Source organism: Nostoc sp. C110, from assembly GCF_043099725.1.
In the GTDB taxonomy this organism is placed as follows: domain Bacteria; phylum Cyanobacteriota; class Cyanobacteriia; order Cyanobacteriales; family Nostocaceae; genus Nostoc; species Nostoc muscorum_A.
Window position 1 is genome coordinate 6,328,486 of record NZ_CP171148.1, and the last position, 17,126, is coordinate 6,345,611.

16 protein-coding genes are annotated in these 17,126 nt (G+C 41.0%); 7 read left to right on the forward strand and 9 right to left on the reverse strand.

Annotated elements, in window-relative coordinates; translation table 11 throughout:
- Nucleotides 1–753 precede the first annotated feature (753 nt).
- Nucleotides 754–2,400, reverse strand: a complete 1,647-nt coding sequence (locus tag ACFFRD_RS32140; protein ID WP_392479862.1) for an alpha/beta hydrolase — start codon at nt 2,398–2,400, stop codon at nt 754–756.
- Between the two features lie 682 nt (nt 2,401–3,082).
- Between ACFFRD_RS32140 and ACFFRD_RS32145 the strand changes: the two genes are divergently transcribed.
- On the forward strand, nt 3,083–3,538 hold the full coding sequence (locus ACFFRD_RS32145) for a hypothetical protein (RefSeq protein ID WP_392479863.1): 456 nt from the start codon (nt 3,083–3,085) through the stop codon (nt 3,536–3,538).
- Between the two features lie 124 nt (nt 3,539–3,662).
- Here ACFFRD_RS32145 and ACFFRD_RS32150 read toward each other — a convergent pair whose 3' ends face one another.
- On the reverse strand, nt 3,663–4,718 hold the full coding sequence (locus ACFFRD_RS32150; protein ID WP_392479865.1) for a M28 family peptidase: 1,056 nt from the start codon (nt 4,716–4,718) through the stop codon (nt 3,663–3,665).
- Nucleotides 4,719–5,279: 561 nt separating this feature from the next.
- Here ACFFRD_RS32150 and ACFFRD_RS32155 point away from each other — a divergent pair.
- Nucleotides 5,280–5,915: a response regulator gene (locus ACFFRD_RS32155; protein ID WP_392479867.1), complete on the forward strand. Its 636-nt coding sequence runs from the start codon at nt 5,280–5,282 to the stop codon at nt 5,913–5,915.
- A 24-nt stretch (nt 5,916–5,939) separates the two neighbouring features.
- Here ACFFRD_RS32155 and ACFFRD_RS32160 read toward each other — a convergent pair whose 3' ends face one another.
- The 3 genes from ACFFRD_RS32160 to ACFFRD_RS32170 form a co-directional block, all read right to left on the reverse strand.
- A complete protein-coding gene (locus tag ACFFRD_RS32160; RefSeq protein WP_392479869.1) occupies nt 5,940–6,227 on the reverse strand; it encodes a hypothetical protein in 288 nt (95 codons plus the stop codon).
- A 134-nt stretch (nt 6,228–6,361) separates the two neighbouring features.
- Nucleotides 6,362–6,760, reverse strand: a complete 399-nt coding sequence (locus ACFFRD_RS32165) for a type II toxin-antitoxin system death-on-curing family toxin (protein ID WP_190962682.1) — start codon at nt 6,758–6,760, stop codon at nt 6,362–6,364.
- Nucleotides 6,757–6,972: an AbrB/MazE/SpoVT family DNA-binding domain-containing protein gene (locus ACFFRD_RS32170; protein WP_392479871.1), complete on the reverse strand. Its 216-nt coding sequence runs from the start codon at nt 6,970–6,972 to the stop codon at nt 6,757–6,759. The genes ACFFRD_RS32165 and ACFFRD_RS32170 overlap by 4 nt, the downstream gene beginning before the upstream one ends.
- Nucleotides 6,973–7,421: 449 nt before the next feature.
- Between ACFFRD_RS32170 and ACFFRD_RS32175 the strand changes: the two genes are divergently transcribed.
- Both ACFFRD_RS32175 and ACFFRD_RS32180 read left to right on the forward strand, forming a co-directional pair.
- On the forward strand, nt 7,422–8,669 hold the full coding sequence (locus tag ACFFRD_RS32175) for a sulfite exporter TauE/SafE family protein (protein ID WP_392479873.1): 1,248 nt from the start codon (nt 7,422–7,424) through the stop codon (nt 8,667–8,669).
- Nucleotides 8,644–9,345, forward strand: coding sequence for a hypothetical protein (locus tag ACFFRD_RS32180; protein ID WP_392479874.1), 702 nt, complete (start codon nt 8,644–8,646; stop codon nt 9,343–9,345). The genes ACFFRD_RS32175 and ACFFRD_RS32180 overlap by 26 nt, the downstream gene beginning before the upstream one ends.
- A gap of 48 nt (nt 9,346–9,393) precedes the next feature.
- Here the strand turns inward: ACFFRD_RS32180 and ACFFRD_RS32185 are convergent, their stop codons facing one another.
- The 3 genes from ACFFRD_RS32185 to galE all read right to left on the reverse strand — a co-directional run bounded on the left by ACFFRD_RS32185 (nt 9,394) and on the right by galE (nt 11,183).
- Nucleotides 9,394–9,789 (reverse strand): type II toxin-antitoxin system VapC family toxin, encoded by a 396-nt coding sequence (locus ACFFRD_RS32185; RefSeq protein ID WP_392479876.1) that lies wholly within the window; start codon nt 9,787–9,789, stop codon nt 9,394–9,396.
- Nucleotides 9,786–10,022: a type II toxin-antitoxin system Phd/YefM family antitoxin gene (locus tag ACFFRD_RS32190; protein ID WP_392479877.1), complete on the reverse strand. Its 237-nt coding sequence runs from the start codon at nt 10,020–10,022 to the stop codon at nt 9,786–9,788. Before ACFFRD_RS32190 ends, ACFFRD_RS32185 begins: the two co-directional genes overlap by 4 nt.
- Nucleotides 10,023–10,184: 162 nt before the next feature.
- Nucleotides 10,185–11,183, reverse strand: coding sequence for a UDP-glucose 4-epimerase GalE (gene galE, locus ACFFRD_RS32195; protein WP_392479880.1), 999 nt, complete (start codon nt 11,181–11,183; stop codon nt 10,185–10,187).
- A 380-nt stretch (nt 11,184–11,563) separates the two neighbouring features.
- Here galE and ACFFRD_RS32200 point away from each other — a divergent pair, with 380 nt between their 5' ends.
- A complete protein-coding gene (locus tag ACFFRD_RS32200) occupies nt 11,564–12,217 on the forward strand; it encodes a hypothetical protein (RefSeq protein ID WP_114082975.1) in 654 nt (217 codons plus the stop codon).
- A gap of 189 nt (nt 12,218–12,406) precedes the next feature.
- A complete protein-coding gene (locus ACFFRD_RS32205) occupies nt 12,407–14,158 on the forward strand; it encodes an ABC transporter ATP-binding protein (RefSeq protein ID WP_392479881.1) in 1,752 nt (583 codons plus the stop codon).
- Between the two features lie 62 nt (nt 14,159–14,220).
- Here ACFFRD_RS32205 and ACFFRD_RS32210 read toward each other — a convergent pair whose 3' ends face one another.
- Complete coding sequence (locus ACFFRD_RS32210) at nt 14,221–16,032, reverse strand: endonuclease (RefSeq protein ID WP_392479883.1); 1,812 nt, start codon at nt 16,030–16,032, stop codon at nt 14,221–14,223.
- A 389-nt stretch (nt 16,033–16,421) separates the two neighbouring features.
- On the opposite strand from ACFFRD_RS32210, the gene ACFFRD_RS32215 reads away from it, so the two are divergent.
- A complete protein-coding gene (locus ACFFRD_RS32215) occupies nt 16,422–17,096 on the forward strand; it encodes a HupE/UreJ family protein (protein WP_392479885.1) in 675 nt (224 codons plus the stop codon).
- The last annotated feature ends 30 nt before the right edge of the window (nt 17,097–17,126 follow it).

Here is a 17,126-nt window from a genome sequence, read left to right on the forward strand (position 1 = left end):
ATCCAGTAGATGATCTTACTTTTTTACACTCTTAAGCTTCCATGATTTTCAACAAAGATATTATAAAGTTTATATCCAAATAGTTATTTTTACTGTAAAGGTTTAGTTTTTACTTAACAGCCCAACATCAGGTTGATGTTATTTATACAAACAGAGTTTTTGTCTAAATACTTGTTTTTGAAGTTCCTCCTGGGTATCTTCGCTAAGAGAAGGCATCATAGCTGTTGTTTATTATACTGACTTACTGCTTACGCACTGTACACAATAATCATATTCTGTATCAACTGAAATATGTCATTTCAGATTTTTATTAATCATTTTCTGATGGTAAATACACCTGTGCTGTAGGGGCAATATCCTTTAGGTACTCGATTGGAGAACTCATAGAGCAGCTGCTTTGTATCTACATGAATCGCCCCAACACAGTTTATGCTTTTTGACAATAGCTGAAGCGTATTGATCTATATTTGGTCTTTCCTGTTAATGCGGAAGTCCTGCTATTCTTCATGAAGATGGGCTTAATTTAAATGAACATTTCTATGAGAGGCTTGTGCCAACGCGCTGCATCTCCCAGAGAAGGACGCAAAGGAAGAGAGCATTGAAGAATTCTTCAGTACAAATCTACAGACAATTTGTATAATTAACTGCGAGAGATTAAAGAGTAAGACAAGGCCAGTTACTACAACTTTGGGAGTCAAGGTTGTAGTAACTAGCTCCCTTACAGAATTAAATATTGGTTTAATTGCCAGTTCCTTATTTATCAGCAAATTCTTTCACCACTGCCATAGCATCAGAAGGAATCTGCGTAATTAGGCGAAATGGAAATGCTTTAGTCGAAGCAAACTGAGCATAATCTGGTGTCAGAAACACGGCGTATTTTTTAGCTTCTGGGGTCATCTGTGCAGCAAACGCTAAAGTTATAGCTTTAAGGTACTTGCGAATATCTGCTGCTTGTTCGCCTACAACTTCACCGCCACTAATGGGTGTATTTGGTTGTCCGATCTGATCCATAGTCTTACTGGGGTCTTTTACACTCAGATGAGTACCCCCAACTATACCAACTAGCCATTTGGGGGATGGAATTTTGTCAAATCCCACAATCTGTTCAGTTAAAGCTGGGGTGGTTTTATCTGCGGAACCTGCTAACACTAGAGTCGGAATTTGCACCTTAGTTAACCCAGTTTCGCCATAAATCAGAGAAGTTGTAGGATTGAGAGCGATCGCCTGTTTTATTCTCGTATCCCGTAATTGATAGGTATTTTCTGGCAGTTCTTGGGCGATGCACTGCATAGCTTCTCCTAGACTTAAGATAGCCAAGTTCTTTTTGCAGCGTTGTTTGAGCCGTTCTAGTTGTAACTCCCCTCCCGCCAGTGCTAAAGCTGTACCACCACCAAAAGAATAACCAACAATCATCGCGTTCATGGTCGCAAGTTTCCCTTGTAGGGGATGATTAGCTGTTTGGTTTAGCTTTTCTAATTCGTCGAGAACAAAACTAACATCTTGAGGGCGATTTAAAAACTCTTGAGGCTTCACAGGTCTGGTTTTGCCCTGTAATGCAGAATTAATATTATCCTCATTACTACCAGGATGTTCTAAAGCAGCTACTACATAACCGTGTGATGCTAAATGTTCTGCCAGGTAACGCAAGTCCGTGCGGACTGATCCTAAGCCGTGAGAGAAGACAATTAAGGGTTTATTGGCAGTTGCATCATTTGACCAGTAAATATCAACTGGAATTTTGCGATCGCGCTTTTGGTCATTCAGGCTTAAGTTGAGTATTTTTACTTGAGCCGTTCCTAGTTGGCTGGGATCAAAAGGGAAAGCAATCTGTGGTGTTGTCGAGTCGAGTCGGGGAGCAATGGCTAGCATAAATTGCTGCGTGCGCCAAAAAGCTGTATTCAAACTCCCTGCAACTATAAAAGCTTTTGGTAAATCAATTTCTAAGCGTTTACTCGGATAAGCAGCGATAAAACTCAATATAGACAGACCTTGTGGCGCAGTAGAGCCTAATACCAATCCTCCTCTCAGTGCTTGTACCCCAGCATTGTCCTTTCGAGCTAAAGCTGTAGCGAAGTCATTGAGAATAGTTGTGCCAATCTGAGTATTAAGCAACTTATTAATGGTGACAATGTTCATCGGTATATTCATACCTAGTGCCCCTAATAGGAAGCGGCGTTGTTGTTCAGATAATCCTTTAGTGTAAGACTGCAAGCTCCCAGGCAATTCCCCTGTTTTGGCAGCGTTTTGCAACTCAGTCAGGGATATCGATTCTGTAAATACACCCAAACGCACAACAACAGTGTCAGCCGCAACAGCCGAAGTATTTACCCCAAACTGTGTAAGTACAATTGCACTAAAGAAACCTGCAACTGTCTTAAGACTTCTCCAACGTCTTCCCATAAATATTTATACCAACTGTTACTTAGGGGAATATAACGAATATTTGTGTATTTGACTACCCCTTTAATCGCCCAGAAATCAAAGCAGATTTTTTCCTGAACTCGATAGGAATCGCCCGAATCTGCTCAAAGCAATCAAAGCTCATCAAAAGTAACGAATTGTAGAATTCATCACAGCTAAAAATTTGAGCATGAATCAGTGTTAACAGCCACAAAAGTCTGATTGTTTCTCCGCTAGGTTTAATACTGTAACTAAACTATAGAACAGGCGAAGCGATGCCTGCGGCGGTAAACTACGCATCTCCAATTTGCACTTTTTGTCGGCTGATATCCTCATCAAATTTTAGATTTTGGATTTTGAATTATTAAATACAAAATTCTCTTATTTACAAAAGCTTCAGCATTTCTCTCAGTTTCAGCAATGTCAAAATTTTGTTAGCAACAATCAAAAATCATTTATCCAGAGCAACTAGATTTATGTATGTGATCATCTAGAAACTAAGGCTCAAAATTGAGTGACTGCAATTTTTTTGACAGCACATTTTAAACGGCCGCTTAATGTTTTGTCTTTGCCTTTTAGAAGGTGTTGCAGAGGTGTTGCAGGTCGATAGTCTTACTGCTGTAGCTGCACTATCATTACTCATTAAATTCTACTAGCCGCATCAACAATTTTTCTTGGCTTTATGCGTCGCAGACTCCGCTATATTTTAATTTTGTTACTCTCCCTGAGTATTATTACACTGTGGTGGCCTGTGAATGATTCTGATTGTAATTTCGGGGATCTTTTAGTATCAAAAACTAAAAAATTTCAAGTAAATGCTACTAAGGTTATTGTTCAGCCGTGGCGTGGTCGTCACCATGTATATGGAATCTTTATGATTCCTAATGAATACAAACAATCTCCATTTTTTGTAGTAACAGTCCAAGGTGCCGGTAGTTATTGTTCAAAACAATTTGGTTATAAAAAAAACTTTAATGGTGTCTTTGCTGAACCAGGAACTTATTTGGTGCAGAAGTTTATTAGAACTCGAACGGCTTTGCGGCTCATTTTCCAAGGTTTGTACTTCCAAATCAATGATAAACAGAACTGGACGTTGACTTTACCTGAACCAAATACTACTACCGCTACGCCTAATTAGTGATTTGTTCTCTAATCGAACTTACGCAAACAATAGTCAAAACCCCGATTTTAGACACAAAGTAGCTTATTACCTCTACCCCCTGTACTGTTGCGTAAGTCCTATTTAATTAGGAATTATTCACTCAGCTTGGTGGTTGAGTTTGCAAAACCTCATTCTTATTTAACAAGTTACTAGTAGCATTGACCACAATCTGCGCTGCTCCTGTAAAAAACGATCGCTCGATAGTCGCTGGAACATCACTAGGTTGATGATAGTGCGGAGTCCGTAAATTGGCTGTATCTGTCACTAGCACAGCACCCACACCCTGATACCAAAATGGTGCATGATCGCTACGTAAAGTGTCCGGTGTCAGTAAACCTTTAAAAGGAATTGGTAGTATTAGGACTGGTGGCAGATTTGATTCCTGTTTATTTAGGGCGCTTGAGGGGAGAAGCTGTGAGCTTGGAAAGGCATTCAGCAAAGGCAAATGTTCTGTATCACCAACCACTGCCAAAAAGTCGCCCTTGTCACTAGGTGGGGTAACGGGCAAACCCGCCGGGTATTTCTGACACCCAACAGTGTAACAAGCATAACCAACCATATCCATAACGATCGCTCCGTCTAAGTTTTGCAAGCGTGGTGTCTTGCTCACAAAAGCCTGACTACCCAAAAGTCCTGCTTCCTCTTGGTCAAAAAAAGCTAGTTGTAATGTCCGTGGTGTGGGGCGAGAACCAAGCAACCGCGCAACTTCTAGCACTACAGCTACACCACTAGCGTTATCATCAGCACCGGAGGATAAAGCAACAGTATCGTAATGTGCTGCAACGAGAATTGCTTTAGCGGCTTTGTTAGTTCCTATACGTTCAGCAAAAATATTTACACCCTCAGAGAACTTTTCTAATTTGGGCTTCCAGCCGAATTTTTTCAGTTCAGTTGTGATGTAAGTGCGAGTGAGCGATCGCTCTTTTGTCGTGTAACGCTGAAAATTTAACTTTTGGATATGGTTTAATAGCTTATCAGTAGACACTTGTAGGGTATCATCAACTTTTTTTAACTCTAGTTGTGGTTGCGGCGTTTCCACAGGAATGCTTTCAACAATTCTTAGTGAGGGATGCTGTTCAAAAAGCGTGTTACCTCTGCTACCCAACACAGCAACAGTCACTAGCAGCAACAGCATTAGCCAAATCCATTTTTTCATGTGATTTATCCTTTGCTCATCCCAGTTGTATTAATATCATTTCTGTTTGAAGATACGCCTATAAGACTGATGCAAAACTACAGGCTATAGAGGCAATTCATAAATTGCCCCTACATAAACAAAGCGTAGCCTCACATAAAATCTTTATATTGTTATAAGTTTAATTATTTATGGTTCAAGTTGTTGCTTGTCTAGGGTGTCCATATCATTCAAGAGCGGATCAAGATAGCATTTTTTCTGCTAAAACTATAATGACGTTAGGTTATATTGGTTGAGATAATACTGCTAAATTACCTCCAAAGTTTGATACTAAAATAATTAAAACTTATATTTCGTATGCGAAGCTTAGTAAGCAAGTAAGCAACTATATTGCTTCCTCAATATTGTTTATCAGTATTGAACGAAGTTCAAGGATGTCGAAAAAATAAAATGCCCAGATGTTTCAAATAAATTTTTAACCAAACTCCGATATTTTGGCGTTTTCGCCCGGAGTGCGAAAGCTAGCTTATAGCATTTTATTATTTTTATATACTTCAAAATTTATTTGAGAAAAAGCAACTTATGAACGTGAACAGTATTTTATCAAATACTCAGACAACAGAGACAGTTAGGATTCTGGTTGTTGAGGATGAATATATCCTAGCTATGAATTTACAAGAAACTTTAGAATTGCTAGGATACACTGTTTCAGATATTGCTGATTCCGCAGAAACAGCAATTGAGAAAGCTGCTGAATTACTCCCAAACTTGGTTTTGATGGATATCCAGTTGCAGGGTGAGATGGACGGTATTCATGCGGCGGAACTAATCTGGAATCGTTTTCAAATCCCCATTGTCTACATCACTGGACATTCTGACAAAAGCACCGTGGATCGGGCTAAATTGACATTTGCTTTTGGTTACATTCTCAAACCTATCAAAGAACAACAACTTTATGTTGCCATTCAAACAGCACTCAATTGCTATCAACGGGAGCAATTATCACAATTGCAACGCCTAAACCAGTTTAAAGAGGATTTTTTAGCTACCACTTCTCATGAAATGAGAATGCCATTAATATCTCCAAGGCACAATAGAATTTACCAGTACTCAAGGTTGGACAAGATTCACAGTTATACTACCATTAAGCCTGTCAAATTTATCAGCTTAAGCGAATATTATCTTTATCTCTATACAGTTCTTAAGATACAGAAATGAGATAAATAATTAACCACATAGGTTTCAGCATAATTTTGTGATTTCAGTTGTGATATAACTGCGAGTGTGCGATCGCTCTTGTGTTGTGTAGCGCTGAAAATTCAACTTTTGGATATGGGTTAACAGTCTGTCAGCAGACACTTGCGGCGCACTGTCAACTTCCTTTAACTCTGGGTGTGGTTGGGGTGTTTCCACTGGAATGCTCTCAACAATTTCTGGTGAGGGACGCTGTTCAAAAAAGGTACTACCTCTGCTACCCACCACTGCAACTCCCATCAGCACCAACAGCATCAGCCAAATCCATTTTTTCATGTGATTTATCCTTGGCTTTCAGACTTAGGGTAGCGCAAATTCCCAGGTATAACTTTTCACGATTGCTAGGAAGGGTTTAATATTTTGGTTTCTTAAATTCTTAGATAAACCTGCAAATTTACTTTGCAATCAGCTTAATTGTCTATTTTAATACAATTTTCTTTTATCCAATCTGCTGTCGATTCTTGAGTCTCTTGAGAGATTGAAAGTCTTTTTATCATTAATACAACTTCTTCTTCTGGCACTTCTAAAGAATACCCATTCAATATCAGAAAGGTAGCCATCGAAACAAAAGCTACCCTTTTATTGCCATCTATAAATGCATGATTTTTTACAAATGCAAAAGCATAAGCAGCAGCTAACTCAAAAACAGTTGGTGTAGGTTCACCATAAGCAAATAAATTTTTAGGTCTATCTAAACTAGCTAAAAGCAGATTTCTATCTCTTATACCTGGAAGTCCGCCATGTTCTGCTAGTTGTTCTTCGTGCATAGCTTTAATGACAGCCTCACTCAACCAAAAAATATCATTCACTCAGCTAGCTCACGAAGTGCATTCCTATACTTACTACTTACTTTTTGATAAGCTTCCATAGCCTTTTCAAATTCAAATTTTTCAGGTCTAGTTTGAGCATTAATAGAATGTTTTACAACTAAAAGTACCCCCTTCTTATTATGTCTAAATTTTAGACTTTGAAAAGATGGTATCAATTTGTTTTTAATTTTACGAAGTCTCAAGGTTTCCATGATAAACAAAGCTAGTGATTATGGCTTTAATCTATTTGTCCTAAGCTCAATATACCTTATCTAATTAGGTAAGGTCACTTTAGTTAAATTGCTTAAGCAATAAGCAAGGATTAATGAGATTATTTTAACTCTATTGCAAATAAACTCCTATTACTGACATGATGCAGCCGTCCTGGTATATGTGGCACTTAACCTTATGCTAGTTTAAAATTTACGCTCGTATAGTAAATTATACGAGTGTTTACATCTAGGTTTTCTTACTTTTTCTTTCCTAAAGTAAATATCAAGTTTGACAACTTGTCTTTTGACAGCGATCGCAACTTTACGTAAAGTGCCGCACTAGAGGAGTGCTGAGTACTAAGTAAAGAAGAAAAAGAATTTCTTATTACTTATTCAAAATCTTTATTCTGGCACTCAGAACTCATGACTCAGAACTCAGGACTTTTTTTATGGTAGATTTGTTGCTGATCTCAATCCTGGGGTTCCTGGGGAGTTTTGGGCACTGTTTTGGGATGTGTGGCCCTTTAACAGTGGCATTTTCCCTGTCTCATCAGCCGAAAGGGACATCACCCTTAGAAAAGCCGAATACTTGGCGACAACAATTAAAATTTCATCTTTTGCTAAACCTGGGGCGGATGTTGAGCTATGCTCTCGTTGGTGCTGGCATTGGGGCGTTAGGTTCGGTATTGCTGCAAAGTGGACAGCTAGCGGGTATTGGCAGCGACTTTCGGCACTGGATGGCAATTCTGACTGGTGTGATGCTGATTTGGTTTGGCTTAGGACAAGTAAAACCCGATTTGCTCCCGCGTATTCCCGTACTACATCCCTTATTACAAGGTAAGCTACACGATCGCCTCAGCACAGGAATGGTTAAGCTTTCCTTTAAAACCAAATGGTGGACACCAATACTTTTGGGGATGACTTGGGGTTTAATGCCCTGTGGTTTCCTGTATGCTGCCCAAATCAAAGCCGTTGAAACTGGCAATTTATGGATGGGTGGGGCAACCATGCTGGCTTTTGGACTGGGAACCCTGCCCACTATGCTAGGTGTAGGCATCTCTACATCGTTGGTAAGTAAAGACAAGCGCAGTCAGTTATTTCGATTAGGCGGTTGGGTGACACTCACCATTGGCATTATTACCCTGCTACGGACTGGTGACACAATGGTAGATTACACCGGACACGCTGCTTTATTCTGCTTAATATTGGCGTTAATTGCGCGTCCTATTAGTGGGTTGTGGGCTTCACCATTGCGTTATCGCCGCGCCTTGGGGGTGGGATCTTTTGTGCTTTCTGTGGTTCACACCTTCCACATGATAGAACACTCATTGCAATGGAATTTTGCCGCCTTTTCTTTTATGCCGCCAGAATTTCAGTGGGGTATGGCTGCGGGTGCTGTAGCATTAGTATTAATGTCCCCCGCCGCTTTAACGAGTTGGGAATCGTTGCAGAAATCTTTGGGCAAGCGTTGGCGACAGATTCATCTATTGGGTGTGCCAGCCTTGCTCTTGAGTGCTATTCATGCTGTGTTGATTGGTTCCCATTACTTGGGTTCCTTGCAATCAACTTGGGGAAATAACTTAGCGGCAGTACTGATGGGAATTATTACCCTCAGTGTCTTACTAGTGCGCTCGCGTTTTTTTTGGTCAAAGTTAGCCGTAGAAAAGTTTTATGTCCCCCCAACAAAATCGCGGTAAATTATCCTTGTTCTCTGGCTCAATCCCAACGAGTCAAAAACAGAGGCATCACCTACTCCAAGGCATTTCTTGGAAGAGTCAAGGAACAATAAAGTATTTATTATTCCTGAGTTTCTTAGTTATATCAGTCACTAATCTTTACCCTGCATCTGCTCATAAGGTGGAAGTTTCTGGAGATGTTGGTGGCACCCTCCACATTGAGCCAAATGATAATCCTCGGGCTGGAGAACCCTCCCAAGTCTGGTTTGCGCTTACCCGCAGAGGCGGAAGGGTTATTCCCCTGTCACAGTGTAATTGTCGGTTGGCTGTTTATGCCGAACCTTATGCAACCGGAGAGCCTGCACTGCTAGAACCACGGTTAGAAGCTGTAGCAGCCGAACGTTATCAAGGTATTCCAGGTACAGAAATTACCTTTCCCAAACCAGGTATTTATGAGTTGCAACTAAATGGTAAACCAGTCTCTGGGGCAAGATTCAAACCTTTTAAGTTCAAATTTGAAGTTACTGTCGCAGGCGGTTCTACACAAAATACACAAATTCAGCGAGATGTCAATGGTGATTTAGTAGAGGGTGAATCTCAGAAATTACCCATTTGGGCGATCGCACTGCCAATCTTCGGATTTATCGGCATCTTAGTTGTAGTACTGCGAAACATGAGAGGAGGGAGTGGGGAATAGGCAGTAGGGAGACATTTTTCTTTGTGTCTCCCTTTGTGTGAAGTCAGTTCACCAGATCGTTTGTACATGAGGGTAATTCAGAATCTTCGCATCGCAAGTTACCAGAGGAATTCCATATCGTCTAGCGATCGCAACTATAATTCTGTCTGCTGGATCTTTATGAAAATTGTCCGGCAGTTGTGTACTGGCGATCGCATCTAGAGGATTCAAAGACTCGATAACAATACCTGAGTGCGTTCGCGCTAAGGAATACCATTCATCGATTGGTAACGGTAAGGTTAGTTTTCCAATGCTGAATTTGATTGCAATTTCCCATACTGAAATAGTAGAGACGAGCAAGCCACTTTGTGGTTCTTCTGAATCAATTGCGGCTTGGGCCTGACTCGATAACTGACTTGGATTATGGAGTAACCAGAGCCAAACATGAGTATCTAACAAAATCATTCGCCCAAGGCTTCCCAAAGTTCCGGCATAGATTCGTCAAAATCTTCCGCAATCACAATCGGCAGCCCCCGCAATGGGTAGTGATGAGTAGAAGTTTGTTTTGCTTGCCAAGGCACAATGCGAGCAACTGGAATGCCATCACGAGTAACTACAACTTCGGTTTGAGTTGCTGTCACCTCATCCAGTAGCGCTGTGAGGGTACTATCTGTATCTTGAATATTGAGGTACTTCATACCGCCAATTTGTGCGATCGCTTTTACGCCTTAATTTTAAGCGATTCTTTGTGTAAGTGCTTTTCGTATCTACCCTTTCAGCCTGCCTTCTTTGTAATCTGATTACTTAATACAAATGGTGGGGGCAGCAATTCCCCCACTAATTTATTCTGAATTCTTCTTTTACAAATGTCGCTTTTGATGCCACTGCCACGCATGAGCGACAATATCTTCGATGGATGGATACTGAGGTTGCCAGCCTAAGATTGTTCTGGCTTTCTCGCTAGTGCCAATAAGAATTGGGGGATCTCCGGGACGGCGATCGCGCTCTTCTACTGGTATCGAAGTTCCTGTCACTTGTTCGGCGCCTGCAATTACTTCTCTGACAGAGAAGCCGCTACCATTGCCCAAATTGAAAACTTCGCTATCGCCACCTTTTAATAAATATTCCAATCCCAAAATATGGGCATCTGCTAAGTCATTAACATGAATATAATCACGAATACAAGTACCATCTGGTGTGGGGTAATCGGTGCCGAAAATTGAGATAGACTCTCGTTTACCTAAAGCTGTCATCAGCACCAAGGGAATCAAATGGGTTTCTGGGTTGTGATCCTCGCCGAGTAAGCCATTGGGATTAGCACCAGCAGCATTAAAATAGCGGAAACGCACTGATTGAAAACCGTAAGCAACATCAAAATCAGAAAGAATCCGCTCTACCATTAGCTTTGTAGTGCCATAAGGATTAATCGGATTTTGAGGATGGTTTTCTGGAATCGGTACAAATTCTGGCACGCCGTAGGTAGCACAGGTAGAAGAAAAGACAAATTTCTTTACAGATGCTGTCAGCATTGCCTCTAACAGGGTCAAAGTACCAACAACGTTATTGCGGTAGTATTTAGCCGGGTCAGTCACTGATTCTCCTACGTAGGCGTAGGCAGAAAAGTGCATCACAGCAGCAATATCGCGGGTTTTAAATAGGTGATCTAGTAAGGCGCGATCGCCTGTATCCCCTACTACCAGTTCTACCTGTAAAATCTTTTCTACCAGGTCACGATGCCCATAGACTAGATTATCAAGGATGACAACGTTATAACCCGCTTGCTTCAAAGCTAGCACCGTATGAGAACCAATGTATCCAGCTCCCCCTGTTACCAAAATGGTAGGTTTTCCAGACGACATAGTTTTTCCTTTTAAGTGGATTACTCAATTAATTTAGTTTACCGGTGCCACATTACTCTTCTGGAAAATTATAAATAATAGACGCAGTGTTAAAAATTTGAACTAAAATCACTACGACGGTAGTCTTTGGGTGTGAGGTTTGAAGTATTTTAAGTCAAACAGTACGATTACAATTTGACAATAAAATAAATCCATTTCCCGAAACCTCTAGGTTGACCCTTATGGGTGACGCTTCTAGCGTTGCGGCTAAGAAGTCACTAGTTGTTTTATACAGGGAAACCATGCAGGACAGTTCCTCCTGGGGCATAAAAACCTCTAGTCAAGTGGACTGTCTTACCACCACACTGGCTCACCGCACCAGAAAATTTGAGAGTTAATCTATGTTTCTATTGCTAAGCCGGGTACTGCTGTGGCTGCTGATTGGCACTATCGTATATTCTTTGTTCCAGCGATTTTATCCCTCTGGAACTTTTGTAGGGCGATTAATCTTAGTCGTTATCTTGGTAATCGTAGCCCTTTCATTTCTTAACCCCAGTGAACCAGCTGTGGCATCTTTGTGGAGAATGCTATCTTTTCCACTCAAGCCTCTGGGGGCCTCTGTTTTACTGATGATTTTAGCTGCTCAAAAAATTAAAGGAGGTGGAATCGAAAAACCAGGAGGATACTTGATAGGTTGGGCACTGACGATTTTGCTGTTGGCAAGTACACCAGCAGTCGCCTATTTCCTCTATCGCGCACCTCTAGCAATGACAGGTGACACATCTGTAGCATCTGCTGCACCAACATCTGGGATACTGGTGGCATTAGGGCAACCAAACACCACAGCAAACATCTCAGATGTAAAGGGAGATAGCATTATTTCTTATAATCTGAGAGTGCCTCCCTATTTATTACAAGGAAATCCTCAAGATATTCGCACACGCGGTTTACGACTTGAAGACTTTGTACCAAATTCGGAAACGTTGCAATTGACAACAAGAACTTGGGAAAGTTATCTCGTTGAAATTTACAGGTTCTTGCGTGTTCAACGGTAATAAAGTAAAAAAAAGGGGTAAAGGGTAAAGGGTAAAGGGCAAAGGGCAAAGGGCAAAGGGTTGAATTAGTTAGCCACTGTCCCCAAATAGGTTTTTCCCTTCCCCATTCCCCATTCCCCATTCTCTCTACATAGCTGCCTGCTTGGGCTAGCAGTTAATCTAGGATGATAAAGTTGCAAAATTGCTTTAATGGCAAAATCTCGACGAATCGCTAAACTCAGTGCTTACTTACGACCCCATTGGCGGGAAGCGTCATTAGGCATTCTCGCTTTGTTGTCTGTCAATGCACTGGGCGTTTATATCCCTTGGTTGATTCGTGCTGGTGTTGATAAACTCTCAACAACTTTCAACTGGAACGAAATACTACATTATGTAGTAATAATTGTCTTGCTCAGTTCGGCGATGTGGCTAATGCGGATGGCATCACGCATTTGGCTATTTGGGGTGGGTCGTCAGGTGGAATTTGACCTGAAACAACGGATTTTTGAACACTTACTCAAGCTGGAGCCGGCTTATTTTGCCAGTAATACTGCTGGCGATTTGATTAATCGGGCTACTAGTGATGTGGACAATATCAAACGGTTATTGGGTTTTGCCGTTTTGAGTTTGGCAAATACGGTGTTTGCCTACGCCCTGACACTGCCAGTAATGCTAGCGATTAGTGTGGATCTGACGCTAGCGTCTCTGGCAGTTTACCCTTTTATGCTCTTGTTGGTGAGTCTGTTTAGCGATCGCTTACGCAAACAACAAGCAGCAGTCCAGGAGCAACTCTCTGAAATCAGCGAACTCATCCAGGAGGATATTAGTGGCATTGCCTTAATTAAAATATATGCCCAAGAAGCAAATGAGCGTCGAGCCTTCTCCAAGAAAAATCAGCAGCTATTGAGTGCTAACCTGGAACTAGCAAAACTCCGAAATACTCTGTTTCCGCTAATTGGTGGGCTAGCTAATGTCAGTTCGCTGGTAATTATCTGGCTAGGGGCAGCGCGGATGTCTTCTGGGGCACTTCAGGTTGGCGACTTTTTAGCCTTGTTAATTTATGTAGAGCGTCTAGTTTTCCCAACAGCCCTTTTAGGATTCACAATTACTGCCTATCAACGGGGTGAAGTTAGTATAGATCGCCTGGAATCTATTCTCTCTGTCACACCGAAAATTCAAGACACAGCTGAGGCCATATACCTACAAGCAGCTGAACTTAAAGGGGAAGTGACAGCGAAAAATCTCACTTACAGTTACCCTGGTTCGACTACTCCAGCTTTAGAAAACGTTAATTTTACTATTGCTCCTGGAGAAACCGTGGCCATTGTTGGGGCAATTGGTTCGGGAAAATCCACTTTGGCGAATGCTTTACCGCGCTTGTTGGATATTGAATCAGGACAATTGTTTTTAGATGGGCTGGATATTACTAAAATAGCTTTGGCAGATTTACGAGGTGCGATCGCTTACGTTCCTCAAGATAGTTTTCTATTTAGCACTACAATCAAAAATAATATCCGCTATGGCGATCCAATTAGCGAACAAGAGCAGATAGAATCTGTTGCTAAACTTGCCAAAATTGAATCAGAAATTAATAGTTTTCCTCAGCAATATGAAACTCTTGTTGGTGAACGCGGTATTACTCTTTCTGGTGGTCAACGACAACGTACTGCCTTAGCTAGAGCTATGTTGGTCAATGCGCCAGTGTTAATTTTAGATGATGCTCTCTCTAGTGTGGATAATCAAACAGCCACGCAAATCCTCAAAAATCTCTCCAGTGGTACTGAACGCAAAACAGTAATTTTCATTACACATCAATTATCTGCGGCGGCGGCGGCTGACAGAATTTTTGTGATGGAAAAGGGAAAAATTGTTCAAATAGGCAATCACTTAGAACTCTTACAACAACAGGGTTTATACAGAACTTTGTGGAGCCAGCATCAAGTTGAGGAATTACTGCATTAAAGTTTTGACTGAAAAGCATATTTTATTGTTTGTTGGGTAGCACAACTGTGCTACCCAAATCTTTAGGGATTACAGTATGCCCGTTCAGCTAATGTGACATCTAGCACGAATGGATTGTCATTACCTTGAAATTTAGCGATCGCATGACTGCGTTCTATTTCAGTAATATCAGGTACGTCTTGCTGATTCCATTTACACAAAGTCTGACGCTGATTCTGAAAGTAATTTCGGTCTACGTTCTCAGCCTGATTCCGATAGATAGTGTAAAAGTAGAAAATTGCCCTAGCTATATCCCCTTTTACTTTTTCTCTAGGCTCAAATTTAGAAGAAGATGATTCGCTAAACTCGTCAATTGCTCTACTAGGAATTGTAGATTGAACAGTATCATTTCGATACCATTTTTTAGTACTGGTGTCGGCTATATCGTCGAAGGGTTTATTTCCTCGCTCAGTATTAATATTTTCTCGTGCAGGAAATAAATGGTGAAGGTCACTTCGCGCATTACCGTTGTCAGCCCCTTTACTTTGTGGCCAAACGTGTTCAGTATTCAGTCCTAATTTGTCAGCTTCCTGACTAGGATCGCCATTACCATTTAGACGAATTTGGTAACTGGCATAGATATCTGTCACAATACCCGCTTGGTTGTCAATAATGCCAAACATTTCGTCTCTGGCGCGATCGTAGTTCAAAGTTTTGCTAGGCGTATACTTCTTAGCAAGTTCTTCAACTAGAGCGACTTTGGATAATTGAGGCAATATAATTGCCGAATCATTTACGGGAGTGGGAGTAGGTTGAACAACAGGAGGAATAGTGTCAGAGGTGGACTGGCTAGTAGGTAATGTAAACGCTGCAATCACAGGATCGTGGTCGCTGACAGGCTGACTAAAGCCAACATTGACATGCACAATGTCAATTTTTGGTTGAGCAAAACGAGAAAGGTTTTCACTGACCAATAAATGGTCAATAAGTTGAGGTTTTCCCCGAAATTTGAAAGTAAAGCGATCGCTAGCAGGTAAACGATCCGTCAGATTCTCAAGAATGTTACCCGTTAAAGTTTTCAGAGGTAAGGAATCGGGTAAATCGTTTAAGTCACCCAGTACAATTACTTTGGCTTGCGGGTCAACTTCTAGTATTTTCCCTACGAATTCATTGACGATTTCGGCTTGCTTGACTCGTTGTACATCGCTAGGAGAACCTCCCAGCTTAGAAACAAAGTGATTAGCAATGATAAACAGCTTTTGGTCGTTAAATATAAATTCTGCTACAAGTGGCTTACGGCTTTCCTCGAAAGCACTATTGGTAGGATCAATTCGACCTGGGTTGAGTGAGAGGTCAAGACCATTTGTACCTTGAGTAATAGCCACAGCATCTAACGAACCGCCTTTTTTGGGCAGTTTTGCTAGAGTTACCCGACTGGGCCGAAATAATAAACCGACACGGATATTACCTCCAGGTTCTCCACCATCTTGATCGTCACTGGGTGCAATATCCACAAAATCGTATGCCGGACTACCGATATTTTCGAGTGCAGCAATCAGTTTTTGGTAAGTCTCGTTTGCATTCACAACATCGTCATTGGTTGGCCCGTTGTTATCCTGAACTTCAACCAAACTGATGATATCTGGGGCGTTCAAATTATTGAGAATAATTTTGGCAATATCATCAAAGCGTCGATCTTTTGGGTCTAAATTCTCGACGTTAAAAGTTGCAACAGTCAATACATCCTGGGAATTTTTTAGAGATGTTGTTTCCCGTTGAATAACTGGAAGTAAAGGAGTTGGCAATTGGGCTATTGGACTAGCGTGCAGTGGACTAATCCATACAGAGAAGATGAGAACAGTACTAAATAGTAACAACAATTTGATGAGTTTCATTCTCTCTTCCAATGAAGATATTTTCTAGATTAATCTTCTTTTGAATAGAGTTCAATTAAGAGAAGTTTTAAATTGAGTAAAGGTGAGCATTCTCCCTGAGAGAAAATACTAGGATAAAAGGAAATTTTGCTCTATTTACTTACTATATTTGCAGTCTATTAGATACCGTGTTTAATATCAAATATTGATAATTAATTATTGGTAGCGATGTCTGTGACGGGTTCTCTACAAGAGGCTATAGCAGCGCCTACGTAGACCGTTATACTTTTCAATCACCGTGGCTTTGGATAACTTCATGAAGCTAGTACAAAGTAGTGTAATTACCACGTTAGTTTTTTGGGATAGGTGGGTAGTATAAATTACCGAAAAAACTAATTTGGTATATAGTGATGTTCAAAAGGAAATTATCAGAATTCCGTGCTTCACAGGAATTTTACACCTCAAAGTTCATGGATCGCCATATTGGAGCGATCGCAGCTTTAATTTTAATTAGCTTACTGAGTTCATTGAGTGGAACGCCAGATAGTCATACCATCACTACCTGGTGGGAAGGCTTTCTCTGGGGATTGGCAGATCCAGTAATTGCCTTAGATTCTTTAGTGGGGATTGTTGCTATTGGCTTACTGTCATCTATGTTTGTTCGTGGCGCTGCGATCGCTGGATGTTTTGCTTTAGCAGCAATCTTGGGCATTGTAATTCATCTATTCCAGCTAAATTTCCCAGGCATAGAAATAGCGATTGCTATTTCTACCATCGTTTTTAGTACTATGCTGATGATGCCAAATCAACCAAACTTTGTGGTACTTGCTCTGATGGGCATCAGCGCTGGTTTATTTCAGGGTTACACTGTTGCTGATTCTATTATTGGGGCAGGAATGATGCCACTAATTGCCTATATAGTAGGTATGACCTTGACTCTGTTTGTGGTTGCGATGAGTGCCAGAGAAATTGGTGGTGCAATGGGTATGGGAGAAATCAACCGGACTCTACCCTGGAAAATTAGCATTGCTGGCTTCGCTTTTTGTGCGATCGGCATCGTGTTTTTGAGCAATTCGATCAGCTAAATCACATATTTCAATTCAGTGGAATACATT